The organism is Marilutibacter maris (assembly GCF_006546735.2).
Taxonomy (GTDB): Bacteria; Pseudomonadota; Gammaproteobacteria; order Xanthomonadales; family Xanthomonadaceae; genus Marilutibacter; species Marilutibacter maris.
The window spans coordinates 13,239-37,692 of the sequence record NZ_VICD02000007.1 but is presented as its reverse complement, the minus strand read 5'-3'; the positions used below and the strand labels follow the sequence as shown (position 1 = coordinate 37,692).

24 protein-coding genes and 1 pseudogene are annotated in these 24,454 nt (G+C 62.7%); 4 read left to right on the top strand and 21 right to left on the bottom strand.

What is annotated here, in order from left to right:
- Positions 1 to 133: 133 nt before the first annotated feature.
- The 17 genes and pseudogenes from FKV24_RS01150 to FKV24_RS20105 all read right to left on the bottom strand — a co-directional run bounded on the left by FKV24_RS01150 (position 134) and on the right by FKV24_RS20105 (position 16,686).
- Positions 134 to 625 carry a DUF305 domain-containing protein gene (locus FKV24_RS01150; protein ID WP_141480889.1) on the bottom strand — a complete coding sequence of 164 codons (492 nt, stop codon included), beginning with the start codon at positions 623 to 625 and terminating at the stop codon, positions 134 to 136.
- Positions 626 to 801: 176 nt separating this feature from the next.
- Complete coding sequence (gene copD / locus FKV24_RS01145; RefSeq protein WP_141480888.1) at positions 802 to 1,731, bottom strand: copper homeostasis membrane protein CopD; 930 nt, start codon at positions 1,729 to 1,731, stop codon at positions 802 to 804.
- 10 nt (positions 1,732 to 1,741) lie between these two features.
- Complete coding sequence (gene copC, locus FKV24_RS01140; RefSeq protein ID WP_141480887.1) at positions 1,742 to 2,125, bottom strand: copper homeostasis periplasmic binding protein CopC; 384 nt, start codon at positions 2,123 to 2,125, stop codon at positions 1,742 to 1,744.
- Between the two features lie 171 nt (positions 2,126 to 2,296).
- A complete protein-coding gene (locus FKV24_RS01135; protein ID WP_249040859.1) occupies positions 2,297 to 2,665 on the bottom strand; it encodes a four-helix bundle copper-binding protein in 369 nt (122 codons plus the stop codon).
- A gap of 52 nt (positions 2,666 to 2,717) precedes the next feature.
- Positions 2,718 to 3,242 carry a DUF411 domain-containing protein gene (locus FKV24_RS01130; RefSeq protein ID WP_249040858.1) on the bottom strand — a complete coding sequence of 175 codons (525 nt, stop codon included), beginning with the start codon at positions 3,240 to 3,242 and terminating at the stop codon, positions 2,718 to 2,720.
- A gap of 14 nt (positions 3,243 to 3,256) precedes the next feature.
- A complete protein-coding gene (locus FKV24_RS01125; protein ID WP_141480886.1) occupies positions 3,257 to 3,766 on the bottom strand; it encodes a YybH family protein in 510 nt (169 codons plus the stop codon).
- A 17-nt stretch (positions 3,767 to 3,783) separates the two neighbouring features.
- A complete protein-coding gene (locus FKV24_RS01120; protein ID WP_141480885.1) occupies positions 3,784 to 4,554 on the bottom strand; it encodes a c-type cytochrome in 771 nt (256 codons plus the stop codon).
- Positions 4,555 to 4,567: 13 nt separating this feature from the next.
- Entirely contained in the window at positions 4,568 to 5,731 is a 1,164-nt protein-coding gene (locus FKV24_RS01115; protein WP_141480884.1) for a copper resistance protein B, read from the bottom strand.
- 5 nt (positions 5,732 to 5,736) lie between these two features.
- Complete coding sequence (locus FKV24_RS01110) at positions 5,737 to 7,590, bottom strand: copper resistance system multicopper oxidase (RefSeq protein ID WP_141480883.1); 1,854 nt, start codon at positions 7,588 to 7,590, stop codon at positions 5,737 to 5,739.
- Positions 7,591 to 7,693: 103 nt separating this feature from the next.
- Positions 7,694 to 8,110 (bottom strand): CopL family metal-binding regulatory protein, encoded by a 417-nt coding sequence (locus FKV24_RS01105; RefSeq protein WP_141480882.1) that lies wholly within the window; start codon positions 8,108 to 8,110, stop codon positions 7,694 to 7,696.
- Between the two features lie 115 nt (positions 8,111 to 8,225).
- Positions 8,226 to 8,513, bottom strand: coding sequence for a cation transporter dimerization domain-containing protein (locus tag FKV24_RS19690; RefSeq protein WP_249040857.1), 288 nt, complete (start codon positions 8,511 to 8,513; stop codon positions 8,226 to 8,228).
- A gap of 52 nt (positions 8,514 to 8,565) precedes the next feature.
- Positions 8,566 to 9,147, bottom strand: a pseudogene (locus FKV24_RS19685) (cation diffusion facilitator family transporter); the annotation flags it as partial.
- Between the two features lie 385 nt (positions 9,148 to 9,532).
- Positions 9,533 to 10,192, bottom strand: coding sequence for a YgjP family zinc-dependent metalloprotease (locus tag FKV24_RS01095; RefSeq protein ID WP_249040856.1), 660 nt, complete (start codon positions 10,190 to 10,192; stop codon positions 9,533 to 9,535).
- 83 nt (positions 10,193 to 10,275) lie between these two features.
- Positions 10,276 to 13,572, bottom strand: coding sequence for a type I restriction endonuclease subunit R (locus FKV24_RS01090; RefSeq protein WP_141480880.1), 3,297 nt, complete (start codon positions 13,570 to 13,572; stop codon positions 10,276 to 10,278).
- On the bottom strand, positions 13,569 to 14,720 hold the full coding sequence (locus FKV24_RS01085) for a restriction endonuclease subunit S (protein WP_141480879.1): 1,152 nt from the start codon (positions 14,718 to 14,720) through the stop codon (positions 13,569 to 13,571). The genes FKV24_RS01090 and FKV24_RS01085 overlap by 4 nt, the downstream gene beginning before the upstream one ends.
- Positions 14,721 to 14,783: 63 nt before the next feature.
- Positions 14,784 to 16,295, bottom strand: a complete 1,512-nt coding sequence (locus tag FKV24_RS01080; protein WP_141480878.1) for a type I restriction-modification system subunit M — start codon at positions 16,293 to 16,295, stop codon at positions 14,784 to 14,786.
- 16 nt (positions 16,296 to 16,311) lie between these two features.
- Positions 16,312 to 16,686, bottom strand: coding sequence for a restriction endonuclease subunit S (locus FKV24_RS20105; RefSeq protein ID WP_249040855.1), 375 nt, complete (start codon positions 16,684 to 16,686; stop codon positions 16,312 to 16,314).
- Positions 16,687 to 16,966: 280 nt separating this feature from the next.
- Here FKV24_RS20105 and FKV24_RS01070 point away from each other — a divergent pair, with 280 nt between their 5' ends.
- Both FKV24_RS01070 and FKV24_RS01065 read left to right on the top strand, forming a co-directional pair.
- On the top strand, positions 16,967 to 18,124 hold the full coding sequence (locus FKV24_RS01070) for an HNH endonuclease (RefSeq protein WP_141480876.1): 1,158 nt from the start codon (positions 16,967 to 16,969) through the stop codon (positions 18,122 to 18,124).
- Between the two features lie 24 nt (positions 18,125 to 18,148).
- Positions 18,149 to 19,339 (top strand): nucleotidyltransferase domain-containing protein, encoded by a 1,191-nt coding sequence (locus tag FKV24_RS01065; protein ID WP_141480875.1) that lies wholly within the window; start codon positions 18,149 to 18,151, stop codon positions 19,337 to 19,339.
- An 870-nt stretch (positions 19,340 to 20,209) separates the two neighbouring features.
- On the opposite strand, the gene FKV24_RS01060 is transcribed toward FKV24_RS01065, so the two are convergent.
- Positions 20,210 to 21,289: a site-specific integrase gene (locus FKV24_RS01060; protein WP_425481555.1), complete on the bottom strand. Its 1,080-nt coding sequence runs from the start codon at positions 21,287 to 21,289 to the stop codon at positions 20,210 to 20,212.
- A gap of 104 nt (positions 21,290 to 21,393) precedes the next feature.
- Between FKV24_RS01060 and FKV24_RS01055 the strand changes: the two genes are divergently transcribed.
- The gene (locus FKV24_RS01055) at positions 21,394 to 22,371 is read left to right on the top strand and encodes a DNA-binding protein (RefSeq protein WP_141480873.1); all 978 of its coding nucleotides are present in this window, start codon (positions 21,394 to 21,396) and stop codon (positions 22,369 to 22,371) included.
- Positions 22,372 to 22,426: 55 nt separating this feature from the next.
- Complete coding sequence (locus tag FKV24_RS01050; protein WP_141480872.1) at positions 22,427 to 23,212, top strand: enhanced serine sensitivity protein SseB C-terminal domain-containing protein; 786 nt, start codon at positions 22,427 to 22,429, stop codon at positions 23,210 to 23,212.
- Between the two features lie 395 nt (positions 23,213 to 23,607).
- On the opposite strand, the gene FKV24_RS01045 is transcribed toward FKV24_RS01050, so the two are convergent.
- The 3 genes from FKV24_RS01045 to FKV24_RS01035 are packed head-to-tail and all read right to left on the bottom strand — an operon-like array spanning position 23,608 to position 24,360.
- Complete coding sequence (locus FKV24_RS01045) at positions 23,608 to 23,784, bottom strand: DUF4177 domain-containing protein (RefSeq protein ID WP_111266876.1); 177 nt, start codon at positions 23,782 to 23,784, stop codon at positions 23,608 to 23,610.
- On the bottom strand, positions 23,777 to 23,995 hold the full coding sequence (locus FKV24_RS01040; RefSeq protein ID WP_111266875.1) for a type II toxin-antitoxin system antitoxin: 219 nt from the start codon (positions 23,993 to 23,995) through the stop codon (positions 23,777 to 23,779). Before FKV24_RS01040 ends, FKV24_RS01045 begins: the two co-directional genes overlap by 8 nt.
- Entirely contained in the window at positions 23,992 to 24,360 is a 369-nt protein-coding gene (locus FKV24_RS01035; RefSeq protein ID WP_111266874.1) for a hypothetical protein, read from the bottom strand. The genes FKV24_RS01040 and FKV24_RS01035 overlap by 4 nt, the downstream gene beginning before the upstream one ends.
- Between the last annotated feature and the right edge of the window lie 94 nt (positions 24,361 to 24,454).

The window sequence follows — 24,454 nt, the reverse complement described above, 5'->3', positions numbered from 1 at the left end:
CAGCGCCGGCGGCACATTGTCGAGTGCCATCATGCGGCTGCCGGTCTCGGCGCCGGAGTTTGGCGAGTTCTGGAGCGAGGCCGGGCGGCATTTTTCTCGGACACCGGGCAGCAGATGGAGGCAGATCCTCGGCCTAGTCGAGACGGGATCTGATGCTCTCCATCTGGTCGATCTCGGAGCGCTGCGCTTTGGTGATGTCGTCACACAGCGCGAGCAGTTCGGCGTCACGCAGTCTGGCTTCCCGGCACATGAGGATCGCACCTGAGTGATGGGGGATCATCGAGTCGATGAACTGACGGTCATCTACAAGCACCTGCGCGCGCGTGGCGCCGAACGAGCCGAGCGTCACTGCGGCGAAGATTGCGTAAAGCGCCATGTTCAGGCCCTTCTTGGGGAACATGCCAGGCATTGTGGCGAGCATGAAGATCCCCATCGGAGCCCACATGGTCAGTGCCATGTAGAACATGTTCAGGTTGTTCCGGAAGTCGCGGACACCATCGATCATCGAAAACATGACGATGTACATCACCGCGAGACCGAGCACCATGTTGATCCAGAACAGCAGATAGGGACGCCCGCTGCCCTCGGCGTGCTTGTGATCTGTCCCTTGAACAGCGTGTGCCATGTTGCTTCTCCTAGTGTTTCCGGAACAGTGTCCCACCCGACGTCAACCATCCTGGAAAGCGTTGCACCGCGACAGTTACGGCAACGTGTGCGGTCGCACCTGGTTCTCGGGTGCGTCGGAGACGTACAGGCGGCACCAGTTAGGCCTGCCAGCGTGTGTGTCGTTGAAAGGTATGGTCAAGCGGGGCTGAGCGTCCCGAGCACTGAAACGACAATGAGGATCAGGATCGCCAGCGCAGCCTCGGCCGCAACGCTCTGCCGCAAGGCTCGCACCTCCTGCGAGGGATCTCCGCCGGCCAGCGCCCGTTCAAGGCGCGGCACCAGCGTCCATCGGTGCATTGCTCCCAGGCCCAGCATTCCGCCGAACAGGGCAAGTTTGAACAGCAACAGGTTTCCGTAGGTGCTCTGGACCAGCGTCGACAATGACCACGCGGTGAGATCACCGTAATGCGCGATGCCGGACACAATGAGCGCAGCAACGAAAATCGTTCCAAGCGTCGAGAATCCACGCAGGAAGTCATGCGTTGATCGCAGACGCCCGTTGCCCGCAGCGCCCTTGCCGCGCAGGAGCATTCCCAGGAACATCAGGACCGCTGCGATCCAGCCGCCTGCAGCGAGAAGATGGACGAGGCCCGCAGAGAGCCGGACCGCGCCTGCCACGCCCTCGCCAGCGGCGGCGTGGCCGTTCCATGCCAGCGAGGCGAGGGCGCCGCCCGCCAGCGTCGCCGCGAACGGGAAGGCGGCCTCCACCTTCCCGCGACGACGATGCCATCCGAGTACAAGCACCATGGCGATCAGCAGCGCGCCTCTCGCCATGGCTGCGCGGCCTGCGGACGTATCAAACAGATACCAGCCGAGCGATTCGCGATCAACGTCGGCAATCGGCATTCCCATGATGCCCGCGGTCTTGAAGACGACATCGGCCCCGGTCAGCACGAGCCCGACGGCGGCACTCACCAACAGAACGCCCATGAATGGCCACCCGGCCAGGGCGTCGGCGAGTGCCGGTCGACGCGAACCGTACCAACCGAACAGTGGAACCCCGAAAAGAACCATGAGAACCAGATATTCGAGGAATCTCAGTGCATAAGCCGACAGGTCGAACATTCGCGACTCCTCAGCGCACCGTGAAGCTGAAGCTGCCCGGCATGGGGTGGTTGTCACCACCGACCGCGCGGTACTCCACGGTGTAGACGCCCGGAGCAAGCGGACCAGTCAACCTGGCGCGCAGGGTCTTTCCGTTGTTGACGATCTCGGTGGTGAAGTTCTCGATCGGCATGGCGGAGCTGCCGTGCTTCATGAGCAACTTGAGACGCGACGCCCGCGGAATCAGTGTTTCGTTGAACACGAGATCGATCTGGCCTGGAGAGGCCACCACCGCATCTGCCGCCGGTGTGGACTGCTGCAGCGCAGCGTGGGCATGCGCGATCTGCAGCGAGAACTGCCCTGCAGCGATCGCCAGGACGAGCGCGAAGGATTGGGAAAGGTTTGACGACTTCATGGATTGTCCTCTTTGCGAGTGTGATGCAAGGTCCCGTTCCTGGGGCCGTGCAGTGGTGGACCCGACAGCGTTGGCTGCCTGCTTGTCAGTGAAACGACGGTTCGTCGACTCTTGATGCTTGTGGTTTCGCGAAGTGAGGATCCCGCTGGTTACGGCGGGATCCCCGACGCATCAGGCTGCCATGGCACTACAGCTTTCCGCGCAGCGGCGACAGGCATCGGCGCAGCGCGTCATCTCGGGGTCGTTCATGGCATCGCATGCATCGGCACACTGGCGGCAGATCTCCGCGCAGGCACCGCAAACGACGGAGTGAACGCTGGCGCCACGCAGCGTCGCGTCGGCGCTGGTGGCGCAGATATCGGCACACGTCGCCAGCAGGGCGATGTGCTCCGGTGCTGCGTGGGCACCGCCTTTGCCCAGGCAATAGTTGATGGTCTCCAGGCAGATCGCGTGGCATTGCGTGCAGTTGTCGATGCACTCGTTCATGGCCTGAGACCGGTGGTCTTCGGAATGGTGAGTCATGTGGATCTCCTGCTTCATCGCGGACGAGAATCGGCGCGCCCGCAACACCGCCCCCTGTTGCTCTTGCGGATCAATGCTGTGCGAAGGGTTCGGTGGTTCCGTCGTGATGGACCAGCTCGACCGTATACGGCTGCTGGCGTCCTTCCGGGACCTCCATGCCCGGCGAACCGAGCGGCATTCCGGGCAGGACCAGGCCGCGTGCGTCCGGCTTTTCTTCGAGGAGGCGCTTGATGTCCTCGGCCGGGACATGGCCTTCGATGACGTATCCGCCGACCTCGGCCGTGTGGCAGGAGCCCTTTGCATAGGGGACACCCAGGCGCTCCTTGACCGGCCCCAGGTCATCCATGTCATGCACATCCACGGCGAAGCCCGCCTTTTTCACGTGGTCGATCCAGCTACCGCAGCACCCGCAGGTCGGGGTCTTGTGGACCGTCATGCGTGGCAGGGTAGCGGGAGTCGCGTCGGCCGTTTTCGGGGCGACCTGCGCTGTGGGCGCGATGGTGGATTGCGCGGGTGTAGCCGCCTGGGTGCAGGCACCCAGGCCGGCGACCGCAAAAGCCGCCCACGCCAGTCGGTTCAATCTGCAGGTTTTCATTTCTGGTTCTCCGCTCAGCGCTTGGTCCGCGAGGACCAGTGGATGTGGACGATCCGCCAGCCATCGGCGGTCTGCTTCAGCACCATCGTCTCGGTGCTCTGGACGGTCAGCGGCTTGCCGTCCTTCTGGGCGTGCAGCTCGCTTTCGGTGCCGACCCACGCGAACTCGCCTGCGACCCGTGCGCGTTGACGGAGCAACTGGCGATGGGCGCCCTTGAGGAACGCCGCATCGCTGACGGCGTGATGGCCCAGATATTCCTCGCGGCTGCGCTCGGCCCCCCCGGACTCGAGGATGAGGACGTCGGCAGCGAGCAGGGATCCGACCGTGGCCAGGTCGCCGTTGGACAGGGCGGTGTTGAACCGCTCCGCCACGTCGACGGCGGCCTCCGCGGCGGCCGGCACGTCTACGTCCGCCGCTGCCGCAGCGGCGGGGTGATGTGTATGCGACTGTGCCGTCTGCGCCATTGCGGGCGACACCATTGCGAGCATCAGCGCGAGGCCAGACGAAATTGCTGTTGCATTCATTGTCTAACTCCAGGTTTTCAGTGAGTGTGCGCAGGGCCGTCTTCGGCCTCGGTCATACGGGGTGAAGGTGGAGACTGCACTTTGCCGTCGGCATGGCGATGCTCTACCGCGCGGACTTCTGTGTCGGTGACACGCGTTCCGTGGTCATCGTCCATACCCGGCGACTGCGCGTGCGGCATCGCGTCGCTCCCAGCTGTGGGCTGGGCAGGGTGATCCTCCGTCGCCGCCTCGCCATGGTCGTCGTCGTGTGTCTCGCCGCCGCCATGCGCGTGGCCTTCGCTGCTGTCGACCAGTTCCCTGTATGCAGCCGCGTCGAGCGTGGGCAGCACCTGCAGGAACGCGGCCATGTTCCATATGTACTCGTCCTCCATGTTCTTGCCCCAGGCGGGCATGCCGCTTGCTTTGATCCCGTGCTTGATCACCCAGAACGCTTTTGGCGCATCGACCCCGTACTGGCTGAGGTTGGGCGGGGCTGGATACAGGCCTTGGCTCATCTCTGTTTCGGCCATCGATGGAGCCAGGTGGCACCCGGCGCACATCGCTGCGTAGTTGCCCGCGCCCTGCACGATTCTCGCTGGATCGTCCAGGCCCGGCGGGACGTCCAACCTTCCCGCACGCGCTAGGATGGAGCGCTCGCGTGCGGTCTCGAGCACAAAGTGCACGGGCCTGGTGTGCATGTCATCCGCGGCGACGTTGTATACGCCGCCCCAGATAAAGCCCGCCGCGCCCACTGCGGCAACCAGGGGAACTCCGATCAGCCAAACACGCTTGCGAGTCTTCGGTTGCATACGAGTACTCCGATCAGAACCAGATCCTCACGCCCGCCACGATACGGGTGTCGTCGACATCACCGGACTCCGCGCGACGGAAGTCTGCGGTTCCGCCGTAGGCACGCTCCCAGACCACGCCGACATACGGCGCGAACTGTCGATGGAACTCGTAGCGCAGCCGGAAACCGGCTTCGACCTTGCTCAGCCCACTGCCGATTCCCACCGCCGGATCGTCCTTGCTCCAGGCCTCGCCTTCGACCAGCCACTGGCCGATCAGCCGGTTGGTGAACAGCATTTCGTATTCGGCTTCCGCACCTACCCCGAGCTGACCGGACTCGCCTAGGTAGGCCGTCGCGGAGACTTCGAATTTGTACGGCGCAAGACCGATCACACCGAGCGCGGCATAGGTGCGCGACGGCCCGCCGCCGAAGGCGAAGTCATGGCGGACACCGGCGACTGCGTCCCACCATCGGGCGATCGCTCGGCCGTACAGCACTTCCACATCCGCCGACTCGGTGGATCCACCTGCACGCTCGCCCTCGCTGCGCAGCCAGAGCCGGTTCAAGTCGGAACCCACCCAGCCTTGTGCTTCCCAGGCCATGCCGGTGCCGTCCTCGTCCGCGTCCCACGCCTCTAGCCGGTCAAGCGCCCAGTAGGAATTGATCGATTCACCATGCATCAGGTGCTCGTCGAGGTCCGGGAACGCCGCAGCCCGATCTGTCGGCGTGACAACCGGGATTGGCTCGCGCGGCTCGGCCGTCGGCGGCAGGTCCTCGCTGACACCAGGTTGATGGCCCATGGAAGCGTGATCCATGCCCGAGTGATCCATGCCGGAGTGATCCATTCCGGAGTGATCCATCCCGGAGTGATCCATCCCGGAGTGATCCATCGTGGAGTGGTCCATCGTGGAGTGGTCCATCCCGGTGTGTTCGCTGTCGGCAGGATTCGCAGCTCCGTGCCGCATGTTCCCGTGGTTCATCGTCCCGTGATCGTCGGAACTCTTGTCCGGTGAAGTCGGCAGATGGCCGGCGTGCGGATCCGCGGGCCTTGGCGACGATGGTGACGCAGCCGGCTTGGCTGCCGGATGGTGTGCGGCGTGGTCCGTCTCCTGCGCCCACGCCGGGGCGCAACCAGTTGCAAGAACGAGTACGGACGTCAGGCCGATGGCTAGGGAGTGACGATTGGAACGGCTCATGGCGTTCATTCCTCCACCCGCACTTCGCGGAACATGCCGGCTTCCATGTGGTAAAGCAGGTGGCAATGGAACGCCCAGCGACCCAGCGCGTCGGCGCGCACGCGAAAGGCCCGCTTCGTACCAGGCGGCATGTCGATGGTGTGCTTGCGCACCATGAAGTTGCCGGACTCGTCCTCGAGGTCGCTCCACATGCCGTGCAGATGGATCGGGTGCGACATCATCGTGTCGTTGACCAAGACGACTCGCATGCGCTCGCCGTACTTCAGACGCAGGGGTTCGGCGTCAGCGAACTTCACTCCATCGAACGACCATGCAAAGCGCTCCATGTGACCGGTCAGGTGCAGCTCGACCGTGCGGCCGGGCGCGCGCCCGTCGGGGTCGGGGAACGTGCTGCGCAGATCGCCGTAGGTCAGTACGCGTCGGCCGTTGTCGCGTAAGCCAATGCCCGGATCATCGAGTCTCGGCACAGGGGCCATCGTCTGCATGTCGACCAGCGGGTTGCCGGTTTCGGTGGCTGGATGCTCCTGCATCCCGCCGGCACCGTGGTCCATCCCGGCCATGCTCCCTCCGGCGGCCGTGCCTGCTCCCATCGACGACATGTCGTGACCGCTGTGGTCCATTCCGGCCATGGCACCGCCGGCCATCGCACCGTGCGACATCGAAGACATGTCGTGACCGCCGCCACCCATCCCGCCGTGGCCCATGTCGTCCATGGTGAGGAGTGGCTTGGGGTCGACGTCCGGCACCGGCGCCCGCAAGCCTTCCCTGACGGCGAGTGTTCCGCTGATGTATCCCGTGCGGCCGCTGTCCTGGGCAAAAATGGTGAACGCATCCTGCCCGGTCGGCTCGACAATGACGTCGAACGTTTCAGCGGTGGCGATGCGGAACTCATCGACCGTGACCGGGCGGACGTACTGTCCATCGGCCGCGACCACCGTCATCTTCAGGCCCGGGATGCGCACATCGAAGTACGTCATTGCCGACCCGTTGATGAAACGGAGGCGGACCTTCTCGCCCGACCGGAACAGCCCGGTCCAGTTGCCGAGCGAGGTCGTGCCGTTCATGAGGAAGGTATAGGTGTTGCCGTTGACGTCCGACAGGTCGGTCGGCGTCATCCGCATCTGGCCCCACATCTTGCGGTCCTCGACCGTAGCGGCCAGGCCGTGCTGCTTCACGTCGTCGAAGAAGTCGCCGACCGTCTGCTTGGAGAAGTTGTCGAAGTCAGACCGCTTCTTGAGCCTGGCGAACAGGCGCTTCGGATCGAGGTCGGTCCAGTCGCTGAGCATGACCACGTAATCGCGGTCATAGGCGAAGGGCTCGGGTTCCAGCGGCTCGATCACCACTGGCCCGTAGAGACCGGCCTGCTCCTGGAAGCCGGAATGGCTGTGGTACCAGTAGGTGCCGCCCTGCACGACGTTGAAGCGGTACTGGTAGGTCTCGCCACGGTTGATGCCGTTGAAGCTCAGCCCGGGCACGCCGTCCATGTCGGCCGGCAGCAGGATGCCGTGCCAGTGGATCGACGCCTGCTCGCCATGGATCGAGCCGCGGGGCAGGGCATTGCGGACCCGCAGGTTGACGGTGGTGCCTTCCCGCCAGCGCAGCAAGGGTGCGGGAATCGATCCGTTGACTGTGATCGCGGGGCGCGTGGCGCCGGTGAAGTTCATCGGCGTCTCGCCGATGGTCAGGTCGAATTCGGTGCCCGAGAGCACGTTGGGCAGGCCCTCGGCCTTGACGGCCCAGCTGGAACGGGGCCACAGGCCCAAGGTTGCGACGGCCCCGCCAACAGCAAGGCCCTGGACGAAGCGGCGGCGCGACGGGGCAGACAGCCCCTCGGCACGGCCGAAAGAATCGGATGACATGGGAACTCCGGGAAAGGTCGAAGGCTCGCGGGACGAGCGTTACCCTGTCAGTGCGGAGCAGCGGACAGGATCCATCAGCGCCTCGGAAGGCGCGCAGGGACACTTAGCCGATCGGAGGTCGGAAGAGATTGGTCAGGGCCGCGGACGCGTGCACCGACAGGAACGGTTCGGCGGTGTGCCGGTACCGGATGGTGAAATCGGCGAGTGCCGACCCGGCGAGCGCCGCTGCGCAATGGTGCATGCAGGGGCAGCAATTACCCGCCTCACAGCAGTCGTCCCACGGCGATACCGCTCCGGCCTCGTCAGTGGCCTGGGGGTGATGGTGTTCATTGGCCCCCGTAGCAGCCGCTGCTCCTCCATGGCAGGCCGCCATGGCCTCGGCTGCTGTCGGTGCCGAGGTGACGTCACCGGCGGAGTCGCGCACGTGCTCCATGTGCATGGACGCGCCAGCGATGCCCGGACCGTTGGCGAGCAAGGCAACGACCAGGAACAACCGCATCAGGAGCGCGCGGAAAGGCATGCGCCTTAGTATACGTGCGGATATAAACTCCGGATGAATACAGTGACAACGCACGGGGGATCGAGCCGCGGGTCTTCGTCGCCTGCCTGACCCAACGTCGCCTCCCGCTTTTCGGCTACAGGGCCATGTCTTCGTAGCTGCGGGGATCGGAGACCGGTTCCAGGTGCCCGGTCACGCGCATGGCGGGAAACTCCGCCACGATCTTCTCCACCAGGTCTTCCATGGCGTCATGCCCGCGCAGCACCGTCCAGTCGCCGGGCACCAGCATGTGCATCTCCATGAACTGGCGGGCCCCGGACTCGCGCGTGCGCACGGCGTGGAATTCGCTCCGGCCCGGTTCGGCGTGCGCGTCCAGGATGGCCTGGATCCGGGCGTTGTCCTCGGGGGACAGGGTCGCGTCCATCAGGCCGGAGGCGGATTCGGACATCAGCCGGTAGCCGACAAACCAGGATGTTCACGCCCACCAGGATCGCGATCACCGGATCCAGCCAGTTCCAGCCTGTCAGCCACGCCAACCCCAGGCCCACCACGACCCCGACCGAGGTGTACACGTCGGCCATCAGGTGCTTGCCGTCGGCGCGCAGGGTGATGGAGCGGTGGCGCGTGCCGACCTTGATCAGGATCCGCCCGACGATGCCGTTGAGGACGGCGGCCATGATCGAAACGGCGAGGCCGATGCCGAGCGATCCCAGCGGCCGGGGGTTGAGCAGGCGATCGATGCCCAGGTAGATGATCGAGGCCGCGGCGACGAAGATCATGATCCCTTCCAGCGCGGCGGAGAAATACTCCGCCTTGCTGTGGCCGAAGTGGTGGTCGTCGTCGGCCGGCCGGGCGGCGATGGTCAGCGAGACCAGGGCGACGATGGCGGCCACCAGGTTGACCATCGATTCGGCGGCGTCCGACAGCAGGCCCACCGAGCCGGTGATCGCCCAGGCGCTGCCCTTGAGCAGCACCGTCAGCACCGCGGTCACGATGGCCAGCCAGGCGTATTTCCTCAGGTCCGGCGTGGCTTCGGCCGGTCTGTCGCGGGGTTTCATGGCGACCATTGTCTGCTGTGCGCGCGGGTCCGGCCAGCCGAAGCCTGTCGCCTCACGATCACCAGGGTCGCCCGGAATCTCCACGTGGCCCGTACGTACACGTTGTCATTGCGGCGCGCGCCGGGCGATTTCCTCGCGCGGCGGAGGATGCCCCCGTTGGTCATGGTCTACCACACCCACCGCACCCCGAGCAGTTCGTCGCTGACCTGAAATCGCTCAGCAACAGCTAGCCGTTGGGGCGCCGAGTAAACGATACCGGCGCCGTGATCGTAGGCCGCTTTGGCCGGAAGCGAACATCGATAGGGCAGGGGATTAGGTGGATTTATCGAGGGTAGGGAAGGGGGCTGTCCGACCCAAGAATTCGACTATAGAGCGGTCCGTCCGGCTACCTAGCGAGTGCCAAGTCAGCCAGTGCGTCCAGCCGCGCCTTGGTTCGTTTCCAGTCGGGAAGGTGCCGGTCGAGGATTCGATAGAACGCTGGGCCGTGGTTGTGCTCCCTGAGATGGATCAGCTCATGGAGCAGCACATAGTCGATGCATTCTCGAGGCACGCGCACTAAGCCCGCGTTGAGGGCAATGCGTCCTTGGGGAGAACAACTACCCCACTGCCTGCTCATGCGCCTGATCGACAGCGGTGGAATCGCCTTCACCCATTTCAGGCGCTCTGACATCATCGCCAGACGTCGCGGCAGGAACTCTTTTGCCCTGGCTTGGAACCACTGCTCCAGTTCGTGTCTTACGGTCTCCGGAGACCTGTTGCTCACGGCCACCTCCAGGTAGCCGCCCCGAAGGCGAACCTGGTTTCCGCCTTGGGTGCTTACGACCTTAAGGCGATAGCGGCGGCCCAGGTAAACCGCGGTCTCTCCGCTGACGTACTCGCGCGGGGTGAGCACCATCTGGCGATTTTCGACTTCCACCATCCGTCGGTGGATCCAAGCCAATCGGCGCGTTATTGCCAAGCGGATGTCAGGGTCGGCCGCCTGCAGGGGGGCATCGACCACCACGCGTCCGTCCGGTTCGACATGGATGGCGACGCTGCGCTTCACGCGTTGCTTCGAACGCCGAACCTCACAGCGAATTCGACTGTCGCCGTAAGGAAGTACCAAGCGGGTGCTGGTCTGCGCCTCCTTCATGCGCGGCTGAGCCCAATCCGGGTGATTTGTACCACCTGCTCCACCACGGCGCGGGCATGATCAAGCCCGATCAACTGGAACAGCCTGGGCAGCAAATTCTTACGGATCGCGGACTCGATGCTCTGCGGATTAAGCGAGTTCTCGGCGACTGCGTCACGGACGACGGTGTCGATCTCCATCGAGAGATCAGTCAGACTGGCGCGCTCGGCCTCAGACATGGCGTCAATCTTTTCGTCGCCCAGCTCAAGACGGATAGCGCCGTAGTAGGCCTTGGCCTGCCGATTGGTCTCCAGACCATTCGGTATCCCGGGTACCTGCAAAGCTTCCAGGCGATCTTCGAACTTCTTGAACAGGGCGTATTGCTTCAGCGGGTGATCGAACATCGCTTCGGCTTCAGCGATCGCTTGGCGTAGCAGTTCACCGAACACCTTCTGTGCGTAGGGATCGCCAGCGAGATCCTGCTCGATGGTTTTGCGGATACGCGTCCGGATCAGGTCCGTCTCGTTGCGAGTCTTTTCCTCGGTCCAGCCCTCTGGATCCTCGGGCTTGCCCAACTCATGCACCAGGTACACGCCTTCCGGTTCCCGAACCTCGGTACCAATGACCTGCTTGTCGACCAGTCGCCGGATCTGTTCTTCATAGGCGCTGTATTCGACCGTCTCCATGGCATCTTGCCGGGCAATCCGACGAAGGCTGGAGAAGAAGCGCAGGTCGTCTTTGTACCGACGAATCGTTGTCTCGGAGAAGCTAGCGTCCTCGAAGAAGCTGCGCGACGACAGGGCCATTTGCAGGCACAGGCCGAACTCGGTCAAGGCTGTGGAGAAGTCATCGCGCAGCTTCTGACGCTCGTCGTACTCCTCGCCGTCCTCGCCTGAGACGAAGCGGGGGCTTAGGACCTGTCGGTACTGTTCTAGATCCTTGCGGTTGGCAACGCCCTTAAAGAAGGACCAGACGCGGTCGTGCAGGCCCGGGAGGCGCTTGTATTCGGTGCTGATGGATTGATAGAGCCCTTCGAGATCGGCCAGATCGAAGCCGGCCTGGGTCTGGGCTTCGAGGTCTTGGTATGCCCGCACGGCCGTGTCGAGCTCCGGGAGGATGCCGCGGTAATCCACCAGGACGCCGTAGCGTTTGGCATCATGCAGTCGGTTGACCCGAGCAACGGCTTGGATCAAGTTGTGGCCCTTCAAAGGCTTGTCGATGTACAGAACCGTGTTGCGCGGTTCGTCGAAGCCGGTGAGCAGCTTGTCGACGACGATCAGGAGGTCAGGCGCGTCGTCGCTGCCGAAGTCTCGGATGACGTCCTTCTCATACCCCTCCGGGTCAAGCTTGCGGTCGATGATGTTCTGCTTCCACCATCGCTGCACCTCAGGCAATGATTCCTCATCCACCTCGGTGTTGCCCTCACGGGTGTCGGGTGGTGAGATGACGACCGCAGTACTGACGAGCCCGGTTTCGTCCAGCGCCCGCTTGTAGCGGATGGCGTCTAGCTTGCTGTCGGTGGCAATCTGCCCCTTCAGCCCCATGCCGAGTTGCTTGATGTTCTCGTTGAAATGGGTGGCGATGTCCCAGGCGATCAACTCGATGCGGTTCGCCGCGCCGTAGATGGCGCGCTTGCTGGCGAACTTCTTCTTTAGATCTGAACTCTGTGCGTCGGACAGACCAGCCGTGATCTTGTCGAACCAGCGGTTGACGGCCGCTTCGTTGACCTCGAGTTCGGGCACGCGCTCTTCGTAGAGCAGCGGCGCGACGGTTTCGTCCTCCACCGCGCGCTGCATCGAGTAGGCGTGAACGATAGGGCCGAACTTGTTGGCGGTCTTCTCGTCCTTGAGGAGCGGCGTGCCAGTAAAGGCTAGGTAGGCGGCTTTGGGTAAGGCCTTACGCATTCGCTCGTGAGTCTCACCACCATGGCTGCGGTGGCCCTCGTCCACAAGCACGATTAGGTCAGCCGATTCGTTGCGGCACTCGGGCAGCTTTGACGCTGTGTTGAACTTCTGGACCAGTGAGAACGTGATTCGCTCGGTACCATGTCCGATACGACGTGCCAAGTCGCGGCCGGTCGTCGCCTTGCTGCGCTCGCCTTCTTTTTTTGTGGCGATGGCTGAGCCGAACGCCCCGCCACTGATGAAATTGCGCGACAGCTGCGTCTCCAGGTCGACGCGGTCAGTCACCACGACGACGCGGCATTCCTTCAGAGCCGTATCCAGCAGCAACGCCTTGGTCAGGAAAACCATGGTGAAGCTTTTGCCTGAGCCGGTGGTATGCCAGAGCACGCCGCCCTCTCGCCCTCCATCCGGGCGGATCTGGCTGATCCGGGCCAGTAGCGCGCGAATGCCAAAGAACTGTTGATAGCGAGCGACGACCTTGCCAACCTTCCGGTCGAACAGAACGAAGCAGCGCAGGAACTCTAGGAGCCTCGCGCGAGTCAACAGGCCTACCAGCAGGCGGTCCTGGTCGGTGGGCAGCATGGGCTGGGACCACAGCGACTCACAGTAGACGCGCACCCGGGCCGGCTTATTGTGGAGTATTGCGTCCAGGGTGCTGCTCGGTAGCGTGTGGTTCTTGACGGCCGTGAGGTGTGCTTCGTCGAACTCCTCTTCGCGCCATCGCGCCCAAAACTTGGCGGGGGTATGGGTGGTGCCGTAGCGTCCGTCAGTCAGGCTGATGGACAGCAGAAGCTGCGCGTAGGCGAACAGTTGCGGAATCTCGTCCTGGCGTTGGTTGCGTAGGTGCTGGCTGATGCCCTCGGTTACCATGGCCTTGCCGGCGTGACCGGACTCGGGGCGCTTGGCTTCGATCACTACCAGTGGCAGACCATTTACGTAGCAGACGATGTCCGGCGTGCGGTGGTGCGTGCCCTGGGTGGACAGCACCTCGCACTCGTCGGTGACGTCCCAGAGGTTGGCGGCGGGGTCGGTCCAGTCGATCACCGGAATAGTCGGCTGGTGCTTCTTGCCGTCCGGCATGAATTCGGTGACGGTGATACCTAGTGCCAGCAGCTGGTACAGGCGTTCGTTGGCGACCAGTAGCCCCTCGCCCATAGGCAGCGCCGACAGCTCGCGGACCATCTGATCGATCGCGCTGGGCGAGAGTGGGTACTGCTGGCCCTTGTAGTCGAAGCGACGAGCCTTCAAGGCCTCGATCAGACGTGACTTCAGCATTACCTCGCGGGTGCCGTCACGTAGCGCCACGCACTCGGCCGCCCCCCGGTAATGCCAGCCCAGGTTGGCGAGCAGATGCAACGCAGGAAGTTGCGCGCTGACCTTCTCGCGGGTGTCGGGGGCGCTGTCGTTCATGCCGGCATACCAAGCATGTTTAGGAGGCCGTCTAGCTCAAGGGAGATCTGAGCTCGTTGTTTCCTCAGCGCGACGATTTGATCGTCGAATGTGTTCAGCGCGCCTGCAATAGCCAGCTGCTCTTCAATCTTTGGAACTGGAAAGCGCATTCGTTCGAAATCACGCTTTGACAACTCGAGGAAAGTAGAACCACATGCCCGCCGGACAAACTCCTTCTTATAGAATCGAAAGAGGTGGTACAAGAAATCGGCAGCGTAGCTGCTCGTTGGAGTTAGGCTCTTGAACCCTTGGTTCGTGGCCATCGGAACTTTGGAAATTGCTAACTCACAGATGGTCGCGCGCGTGCAGACTAGCAATGTGCCGGGTGGCATGACCTTCGCAGAACTTGCCGCGAGGCCGTCGGCAGTCAAGCGTCGTTCCGTATTGTAGATGTAACGACCGAGAACAGCGGAAATGTCGCTCGGGGTTGCCCAAGGAATGTCGCCGTTCCAGAACGAAGCATCATCTGTCTCGGGAGTGCCTCCAGACGTGACATGGCCAAGATCCTTGATCGAAACTTCGTTCCATTTATCAGAAAAGCCCGGCAGTCTGTCTAGTTGTAGCAACAGGCGCCTAGTGAAGTGCTTCCGTTGAGTTTCAGTTGTTCGGATCAGGTCATCGATAACGTTGATGGCACGCTCCCAATGCTCTAAGCCAGTCGCAATACGCGATTGAACACTCTTCGGTGGAACGTTGACAGGAATTCGCGAAAAATCCTTGGGATACAGCCTCAATCGATCATCCGTTAGGCCGTACGAGTACGCTCGGAAGAGATACAGAAGCTTGGGGGTCTTGAAGAGGTATGCGGCGTACTTCGAATCGACTGACTTTGTCGGTTTCAATACAGCATATGCAGGGCTAACAAGGCCCTCTTTGTCAGAAAGACCAAACGCCCCCTGCCACATACGCATCATGTTGTATGCAATATCTCCAGCCTTAACAACAAGGTGCTCCTCGGGGAGCAGATTTGTATCCTGCTTTCGATCTAAGTCACTTCGGACAACGAGACCGTCATCCATCGTCACGGAGAGAACAGGTAGTCCGTCGCGTCCCCTTTCGCGTCGGCTTTGAAACAAGTCTCCAAGGCGGCAGTTTCCTTCGTAGATCATTGCTGCCTCCTTCCATCAAAGGCGCGCACGCTCCCTTTGTGCAATGCAACGGATAGTGGCAGCTCACTCATAGCCTAGCTCCTTTAGATAGCCGGCCATCTGCTCTTCCAGGCGGGCGAGTTCGTCCTTAAGCTTCTCGCGTTCGCGCCGCACGGCCACCAAGTCAATCTCCTCCTCTTCCTCGAACGTATCGACGTAACGCGGAATGTTGAGGTTGTACTCGTTCTCCGTGATTTCGGCCGGACTGGCGAGGTAGGCGTACTTGTCAACGTTCTGGCGCACCTGCACGGTGTCGAAGATGCGCTGCAGGTCGACCTCGCGCAGGAAGTTCTGGTTCTTGCCGTCCTGGTAGTCGCGACTGGCGTCGATGAACAACACCTTGTCGTCCGCCTTCTTCTTGCGGAACACCAGTACCGCAGCGGGGATGCCCGTGCCGTAGAACAGCTTCTCCGGCAGGCCGATCACCACGTCGAGCAGGTTCTCGTCGATAAGCTGCTTGCGGATACGGCCTTCGGCGGCGCCGCGGAACAGCACTCCGTGTGGCACGACCACGGCCATGCGGCCGCTACGCGGCTTCATGGTTTCGATCATGTGAAGGATGAAGGCGTAGTCGCCCTTGGTACGCGGCGGAACGCCGCGACGGAAACGACTGAACGGGTCGGCGTCGGCGCCTTCGTGGCCCCACTTCTCCAACGAGAACGGGGGATTGGCAACAACTATGTCGAAGTGCTTCAAGCCATTTGCGCCGTCGAGCAGTTTGGGGTTGCGGATGGTGTCGCCCCACTCGATGCGGTGATTGTCCTCGCCATGGAGGAACATGTTCATTTTGGCCAGCGCCCAGGTGCTACCGATCGCCTCTTGGCCATGAAGCGCGTACTTTCGGGAGCCGGTGCGCTCACGGATCAATCGCCCGCATTTCAGCAGCAGTGAGCCGGAACCGCAGGTGGGATCGCAGATCTCGTCGCCTTCTTGCGGCGCCATCAACCGGGCCATCAAAGTGGAGACTTCCGGTGGGGTGTAGAACTCGCCAGCCTTCTTGCCGCTGGTGGAAGCAAAGTTCTTGATGAGAAATTCGTAGGCGTTGCCGATGATGTCCAGGTGACCAATGCGGCTGGGGCGCAGGTTGAGCTCGGGCTTGGCGAAGTCCTCGAGCAAGTGGCGGAGGATGTCGTTCTTCTGCTGCTCCTCACCCAATTTGTTTGAGTTGAAGCTGATGTCTTGGAAGACGTCACGTAGCTTGCCAATGTTGGCGTCTTCGATGGCGTGCAGCGCCTTGTCGATGCGTTCGCCGTTGCCGGGCTGGTGGCGCTTTTCATGTAGGGCGTAGAAGTTGGCACTGGCTGGAAGGACGAAGCGCTCGTTCTTGAGCATCTCCTCGATCAGTTCCGGGTGGTCGCCGTATTGCACCTTGTATTCGTCGTAATGGTCTTGCCAGACGTCGGAGACATACTTGAGGAACAGCATCGTCAGGACGTAGTCCTTATAGATGCTGGGATCCACGGTGCCGCGGAAGGTGTCGCAGGCGGACCAGACGGCGGCGTTGATGGTGTCCTGGGTGAGGTCGGTCGTACTCATTCTGGTTTCCATTTCATTAGGCGAGGAGGCGCTCGGCGAGGATCGCCAGCTCCGTTTCCCGGTTCTTGATAAGTGATTGCATTGCTTCGCGCTCCGCGCGCGCTAGCCGCTCGAGCTCGACAACGACACGTTGCTGCTCGAGCGGAGGAATTCGGATCTGTGTTGCATCGAGTACCGAGCGACGCACGCTGAGCTGGTGGCTGCCTTCCGCCGATTGGCGGAGGTAGCGCTGGGCTGGTGGCTGATTGAGTTGCCAGGCCAGGAACGCGGGAAGCACGTAGCCGGGTTCTTTCACCCGCACTACATAGATGTGTTGAGAGCAGACCGTTCGCTCGGGCGCGCGAGGGACCGGGGCGGCATAGGCATTGGAGCCCTTGGCGACGAAGAGCACGTCCTCGTCCTTCAGCCAGTCAGGATCCTTTCGGCCTTCTAGTTCGGTGCGAAGGAGGGCGTCGCAGTCTCTGAGACCGTGGCGGCTTAAGTCACGTATCTGAACCACGCGTGCGCTACCCCCCTCGACCTGCGGCACAGCTCCTCGGAAAGGGTGCCCAAGCCGGACGTCAGCGATCTCGTTCAGAAGAGCATCATTTGCCATGATGCGAAGATTGCTTGACAACGCCGATAGTTGTCAAGTACAAATGCTCCATCGATGATGATGCAAGGAAAGTCCGGTGGCGCTGACGAAGAAATCCAGCAAAAAGGCCGGACGGTTCTCGACCCCGGCGCCGATCCGGCAGTTGGTTTGGGTTCGGGCCGCCGGCCACTGCGAGCAGTGTGGCGCGGACGTCACCCAGGATTTCCGAACTGGCAAGACCTTCCGCTGGGCCGAAGTTGCCCATGTTCTGCCGGCCAGTCCTCAGGGTCCGCGCGCGACGACGGGCCACGACGAAGACGCTGCCAGGCGCCGTACGGCAGACCCGGACAACCTGATGCTGCTGTGCCCGTCATGTCACGAAAAAATCGATATCGACGCGGATGGGTATCCGCTGGAGGACTTGTCGCGCCAGCACCGGGATCACGTGGAGCGGGTCCGATTTGCAGCACGGCGGGGAGAAACCCAGCGCGCTACCGGTTTGGTCGTGTTGGGCGGCCATTTCGCGACGGAGAACGTCGTTCGGGCCAGGGATCTCGCGGAGGCGATGCTGTCCGAAGGGCTGTGGGCCGAAGGACCGATCCATGTTCTTAAGCTTCGGCGACCAGGTGGCCGTGGTCGCGACGACCTGTACTGGCGTGCGGTTGAACAGGATATCGACGAGGAGCTGCGGGACCGTTTGAACAAGCGCACGAGCGCCGATGGCGATCCTCTCAGCCTCGCCGTTGTCGGGCTGGCGGACATCCCATCGTTGATTCGGGTGGGGCGCCAGCTCGGCGACCGCAGCAATCGCTTCTTGTATTCTAAAGATCGCAGCGGAGGCTTACGTTGGACTGATCCGGACGCACCGCCTCCGACTTGGACCTACACGCCGGCACCGAGCGGCGACGGACCGCTCGCGCTTGTTCTCGCGTTGTCCGCGGAACTCGCTGACGACGCGATTCTCCAGGCGCTGCCCGGCGCGCGCATCGCACGGTTCACCGTGCCGCTGCCGGAATATGCCCTTGTGCGGAACCGGAACACGATCGACTCGTTCCGCAGCGCCATCCAGCCGCAGCTCAGCCAGCTGGAAGCGAGCACTTCCGAGCCCATCCATCTGTTTGCGGCCGTGCCGGCGGCGATTGCCATCGAGTTTGGGGCTTTGCTGTCTACCCAGCATGCCCATCCCTATCGAATCTATGACCGGGGCGACGGCAACCGCTTTGTTCCGATGATGGACCTCGGCCCCCGCCGCTGACGCCCCTTCACCTTAGGAGTCAACATGGATACATCCGCCGCAACTACCGCCGCCGACGCCCACCTTGCCGCATTGCTGGAAGAAGTGGATCTCCCCGAGCGCGCCTACGAGCTCGCGGAGGGTCGCTATGAAGATCTTGCCGACTGGATCGGGCGTCCCGGGTCAGCACTCGCCCGGTACGACTCGCACATCTTCGTCCAAGGCTCATTCGCCCTGGGTACCGCGATCCGTCCCGTAAACGATGGTGAGGAGTACGACCTCGACTTCTCCTGCAAGCTGAGGCGTGGCGTTTGCAGGGACACGCAAAGCCAGGCTCAGGTTAAAGCGCTGCTTGGCGCCGAGCTGGAGGCCTACCGCGTAGCGCGCCAGATCCAGAAGCGGCTTGATGAAAAGAGGCGATGCTGGCGCTTGGGCTACCGGGACGACATGCCTTTCCATATGGACGTGGTGCCTGGCATTCGAGCGGACGAGCTCCGCCGGCGCGAACTGCGCGAACTGATGGAACAGAAGGGTGTTGAAGGCCCCATCGCGCAGGAAGCTGCGAGGCGGGCCTTGTGGATTACGGACATCCGCGATCCCGCGTATCACGCGCTCGGTGCGGCGTGGCCCTCGAGCAATCCCGGCGGGTACCAGCTCTGGTTCAGGTCGCGGATGCGGGCTCTCGAGAAACGCATGCTGGCGGAGGCGCAGGTGGACCCGGTGCCTGTGTATCGCAGCAAGAGTCCGCTCCAGCAGGTCGTGCAGTTGCTCAAGCGCCACCGGGACAAGATGTTCAAGGACTTGGCGGACGCCAAGCCGGCATCGATCATCCTGACTACCGTGGCGGGCCACGTGTACCAGGTCGGCGACTCTCTCTCGCAGACAATGAGACGCGTGCTCGATGAGCTTGAGCGCATCCGGGTCTCGGACACGGACAAGATCCTCAACCCGGTGAACCCGGCGGAGAACTTTGCCGATCGCTGGGGGTGGCAGGACTGCGCTCACCTCCAGTTGAAGAAGAACTTTCATGACTGGGTGAGGCAGGCGAACAGCGACTTCACTAAGGTGATGAGCGACGCGTCACGGCAGCGGATGGTGGAGATTGCCGAGGACGCGCTTGCGGTCAAGCTGTCGGATGACACGTTGCGGCGTCTGGGCTACGTGGCCGCGCCTGCCCAAGCTCCTGCCCGTGTGGTTGCGGCTGCCGAGGCGCCGCCCAGGCCGTGGGCGCGCTGAGCAGTGCGTTTTTCGCAGGACAATGTTGATGACCTGCTAAACGCATGGCCTAGCTTGCGTCGCGTACCCAGCACGCGCGCTGATGCGACCGTCTTGGAGGGTCGGCTTGATTTCGTACTCGACCCGCCCCGATTCCCACCTATCGAAGACTGCTACTCGGTTCGCATCGAAGTGCCTCTGGGTCCTACGGACAGCGTTCCGGAAGTGTTCGAAACAGGGCGGCGAATTCCTCAGGACTCCGATAACCACGTCAATCCGAATGGCGCGCTGTGTCTTGGATCGCCGTGGCGAGTTCGGCAGCTTCTCGGGCATCCGGTGTCCCTTGTCGCCTTGGTGGAGCGTTGTGTCGTTCCCTTCCTCTATGCGGCCACGTGGCGTGCGCAGGGAAATAGTGGCTACCCTTTTGCAGAACTGCCCCACGGTCGGGCCGGGCTTCTGGATGACTACTCTTCCATTCTGGGCGTCGAGCGCCCCGTAGCGGTCCTCCAGGCACTGGAGGCCTTGGCGCGGCGCCGGCGTGAGGCGAACAAGCTGTCGTGCCCATGTGGTTGCAGGGTCCGTTTGGGACGATGCCGATACCGATTTGTGCTCGATAAACTGAGGCAGGGGATGGCGAGGTCTTCCTTTCGGCGCCTTCGCGATCAATTCAGGCTCGAGTACCCTCCCGAAATGCCACCGCGGAGGGCGCGTCGTAAGCTGCGCTCTTGGCGCACGCAAGGCCGACGAGGGCGGAAAAATTGAGGAGGCGCTTCTCTCGGCGTGCAACAACGCGTGCAAGGCATGTGTACGAAGACGCCATGTCCCATGAGTAGTGCGAGGGGCACCTAACTTGAGGTAGCGTATTCATGTTCATTGCGAGCGAAACCACTATCACTTGAGTAGGCGTGCCGCTGGATTGTCTTCCGCAGCTCCGGCTTGAAAGTACCCAATTACACTCGCCACGGAACGGTGTTCCGTCATGGCCATCACCGCTGGTAATGGCACGCCTTGCTTGCCTGCCTCAGTGACGAAGCCAGATCGCAGGCTATGCGCTCCAAAATCTCCCTCCAATTCCGCCAAGCGAGCCCGGCGCTTCACGATGCTCGCGACAGAACCCGGGAGTAGGGCAGGGCCGATTCGCCCTTTCCAGATTCGCCGAAAGATCGCCCCCTCGCGGATCTCCGCCGCATCGAGCCAGGCCGCGAGTGCTTCGGCACTGCGTCCGAGGATTGGCTTGTCCGGCGTCGAATCTGCCTTCACCCCCGATTGCTGGGTCTTCGAATACTCCAGTCGGTAGATGTAGCCGTCGTCACCGACCTTGCGTAGGTCCCGCATGTTGGCAGCAGCGATCTCGCTACGACGACGCCCACCGCTGGCAAACCCAAAGCAGAGCAGGGCGCGATCGCGCAGGCCCTCCAAGCTGTCATCGCAAGTCGCGAGCATGGCCTCGAGTTCAGGCCGGGTAATCGCGGTCTTCTTGGTCGGGCGCTCGCCGCGTTTGACCGCAGCACGTCGGGCGCGACTGAGCAGCGTTCTCACGCTCGGCAACTCACAGGGGTTGGCCAGACGCTTGAGCTTATGTGCGGTGGACAGTACGGCCACGCGCTGCACCACGGTCGATAGCTTGAGCGGCCCAACTCTGGCCTTGAGGCCGGCCGCCACCAACGCTTGATCCAAGGCGGGTGGCAGTTCGCTGATCAGGCCGGTCTTGTTCCTGCGCTGGATGTGGTCAACCAGGAACTGGATCACCACGGCCTCACTGACCGGCAGGCTCAGATCGATGCCGTAGCGGCCTTGATGCCAGCCGGCCCAGTAGCGCAGGGCGGTGGCGTAGCTGCGCGTGGTGTTGGCCGCGGCCGCTTCCGCGAGCAATTCGCGCACGGCGTCCGCGGCTTGCTGTGCCAACTGCTCGGGCAGCACCAGGTGGGTCGCCGTCGCGGGGGTGGTCATTGATGTGCTATTTCGTTTCATACTATGTAATGTAAGTTATGAAATAGGGTGTCTACTAGCGATAATCATCACTTATCGTCAGTACGGAATCAACAGAGTAGGGCGCCTGTGTAGGAGGCACACCCATGGCACGAGGCATCACAGAATCAGACGTCCACACTGCCGCGGATAAGATCGTCGGCGCCGGAGAGCGGCCGACCGTCGAACGTATCCGCGCCCACCTGGGCACCGGCTCCCCGAACACCGTGACCCGCTGGCTAGAGACCTGGTGGAAGGGGCTCGGTCAGCGACTGGAGGTACAGCAGGCGAGTCTTTCGCTCCCGCAAGCTCCAGACGCCGTGGCGAAAGCCGCGGGTGAGCTATGGCGCCTGGCGCTGGAACATGCCCAAGCCAACGCCAAGGAGGCACTCGAGGTGGAGCGCGCGGCCCTTGAAGAGGGACAGACCGCGCTTCAGGCCGAACGCGAATCCTTCGCCGTTGAAGCCACCGCCCTGCGCGACAAGGCCGAGGTGGCCTCCCAAGCTGAACGCGTAGCTTCCACCCAGGCGGCCGAGCTCAACCGGTTGGTCAGCCAGATGGAAGGCCAAGCTGCTGAATTGGCTCAGCAGCGTGACGTCGCGCTGGAGCAAGCCGCGAACGCCGAGATCGCGCGACAAGCAGCTGAGCGACGCCTGCAGGCGCTCCAAGACGCTGCCCAGACCGAACGAGAGACGCTGGCGAAGCATGTCCAAGCGACCGAGGACCGGGCCCATGCCGAAGTCGATCGCGCCCGGCAGCAGAGCAGGGAGCTCCAAAGCCGTCTCACGGCCCTTCAAAAGGAACAGACAGCGTCCCAGAAAGCGCACCTTGTGGCCCTGGAGCAAAGCAACGTCAAAGCCATGGAGGCACAGCGGAAGGCTGAGATCCAGCAAGCCAAAGCTGAGGCGCTAGCAGGACAGCTGTCGCAGCTGCGCGACTTGCCGGCCGAGTTGGAGTTGGTTCTACGCCAGGCCAAAAAGGCCACGCCGAGCCCCAGAAAGATGGCCCGACGGAACGTGCAAGCGTCCCAGAGGAAGAAAGTGTCAGCGGCGAACCGGAAGACGTCAGCCGCGGACCTTGACTAGGCCACGCTTGGAACCGTGCCATAGAGTTGCACTACGCCTTCAGACGGATCCAGACATGATCAGCGAAAGCGAACTTGAGGAGCGCCTAGAGCGGGCTCGTGGGAATCCGGAGGCGGATCAGGAATTCTTCCGACTTCTGCTTGAGGCCGCGGTGTACGCCCATGTTCCGATCTCCGACGACTCGGCAAAGTTCCGCCTGATTCAGTTCAGGCACCCTGATGGCTTCGACGCGTTGCCGTTCTTTACGTCTGAATCCAAGGCGGCCGCCGCTGCTGGCCGTTCGGCGAGAGTCGTGACATTCACGGGGCGCGAACTACTCGAAGTCACCCGCGGGGCTACCTTGATGCTCAACCCGAATGACGGTGGCGCCGTGTTGTATCCGGAAGAGGTCGAGTCCTTGTTGACGACCGGGAACATCGCTCAGTTCAGGAAAGACCTATGGCCAGATGGGGGGGCGTGGTTTGGCGCCCCAGACTACCTGCCTTCTTGGCTGATTCCCGCGTTGACCCAAACGTTGAAGAGACAAAGCCCCGTCATGTCGGCTTACGTGATCCAAACCGCTCCCGAAGCTAATAAAAACGACGTCTCCTTGCTGATTGTGCTCGGCGTAGCACCTGACCAAGCGGAGCGCGCAGTGCGAGCGTGCCTGACATCGATGCAACCGGAGATCCAGCGATCACCACCGGAGCTGGCGATTGACCTGACGGTGTTCGATCCGGCCCAGGGTGTCCCGGACTTCGTTACTGAAAGCTGTGTAGAGCCTTTTTACCGGGTCCAGGAGGCTTCGCCGCATGCAACAGTCGTCTGGAACTCAGGACCGCGTGGAAGTCGGGGCTCTTAAAGTGCGTCAGCGTGATTTCTGAGGAATTACGCCTGCGGACATTGAGACTGGGGATATCAGAGTGCGGAAAATGGGGATGGTTGGCGCGGGTGCAGGGGACAATCAAGCGCGCTCAACAAAAGCCCGCAAGACCAGCGTGAAGAAGATCGCTCGCAGTTCAACCAGTCGGACGGTCAAGTGCGCTCAACACTAGCCGAGGGCAGTCCAACGCGCTCAACAGCCGCATCAGTGCTCACCGAAAGCTGCGGAAATCGCAAGAGTGCACACGCCTCTGTGCGGTAGAAATTTCGATGTACACGTGTGAGTGCGTTGGAAGTACATCGAATGTGTTCGCGCGGTACACCAAAGAGTGCGGTGCCCAGCGAGGTGGGCGATCGCGCGTGGGCGCGCGGCGCTCAGACGGGTTTCTTGAAGAACAGCCGGATCTCGTGGGTGGTGCTGGACTGGATCACCGTGACCAGTTCCCAGCCCTGTTGGCCGTGCTTGTCCAGTTCCTGCTGCACGCGCTCGGTCTGGTCGTTGAACAGCTTGTACGCGACCGCGACGATCTTGTGCTGCCAGCGGTTACTCATCCTGGGGTTCTCCATCGTGGGCGTCGTCCGCGGGGGGCGGCGACGGGGGGGGCTGGGGCTGCGACAGGCGGCCGGCCTTGCGCAGCGCATCGCGCAGCACGTATTCGATCTGGGCATTGAGACTGCGCAGTTCGTCGTCGGCCCAGCGTTGCGCCGCGGCCAGGACCTCGGCGTTGATGCGCAGCGGATAGGCTTTCTTCTTCTCGCTCACGAGGGGTCGTCCCCGTTGCCCGGATCGTGTCCCTGCGGCGGCAGGTAGTCGTGGCGGGCGCGGCGCACCGCCACCAGCAGCGCGACGCCCAGGCCGTTGACCGCCACCAGCAGGGCGATGGTGACCAGGGCCAGGCGCGACTGTTGCTCACCGGCCCAGTACATCCCGGCCGCGCCCAGCAGCAGGGCGACACCGACCAGGGCCAGCAGCCGTGCCATCCGTGCCGCGACCCGCTGCGGGTCGCGCAGGCGCCGCGCATCCAGGCCGTTGAGCCAGTGCAGGTCGCCGCTGCCGACCCGGAACGCGATCGCGAACATCGGCAGGCTGCTGGTGGCGAGGATGGTAGGGATCAGGAGGTCGGTCATCTGTGGGTATCGAGTGCAGGGATACGCGATTGGTTGAGAAGGCCGCCCCGGAAGCGCGGGCTCATGTACAGGGATGCGCGATTGATTGAGAAGT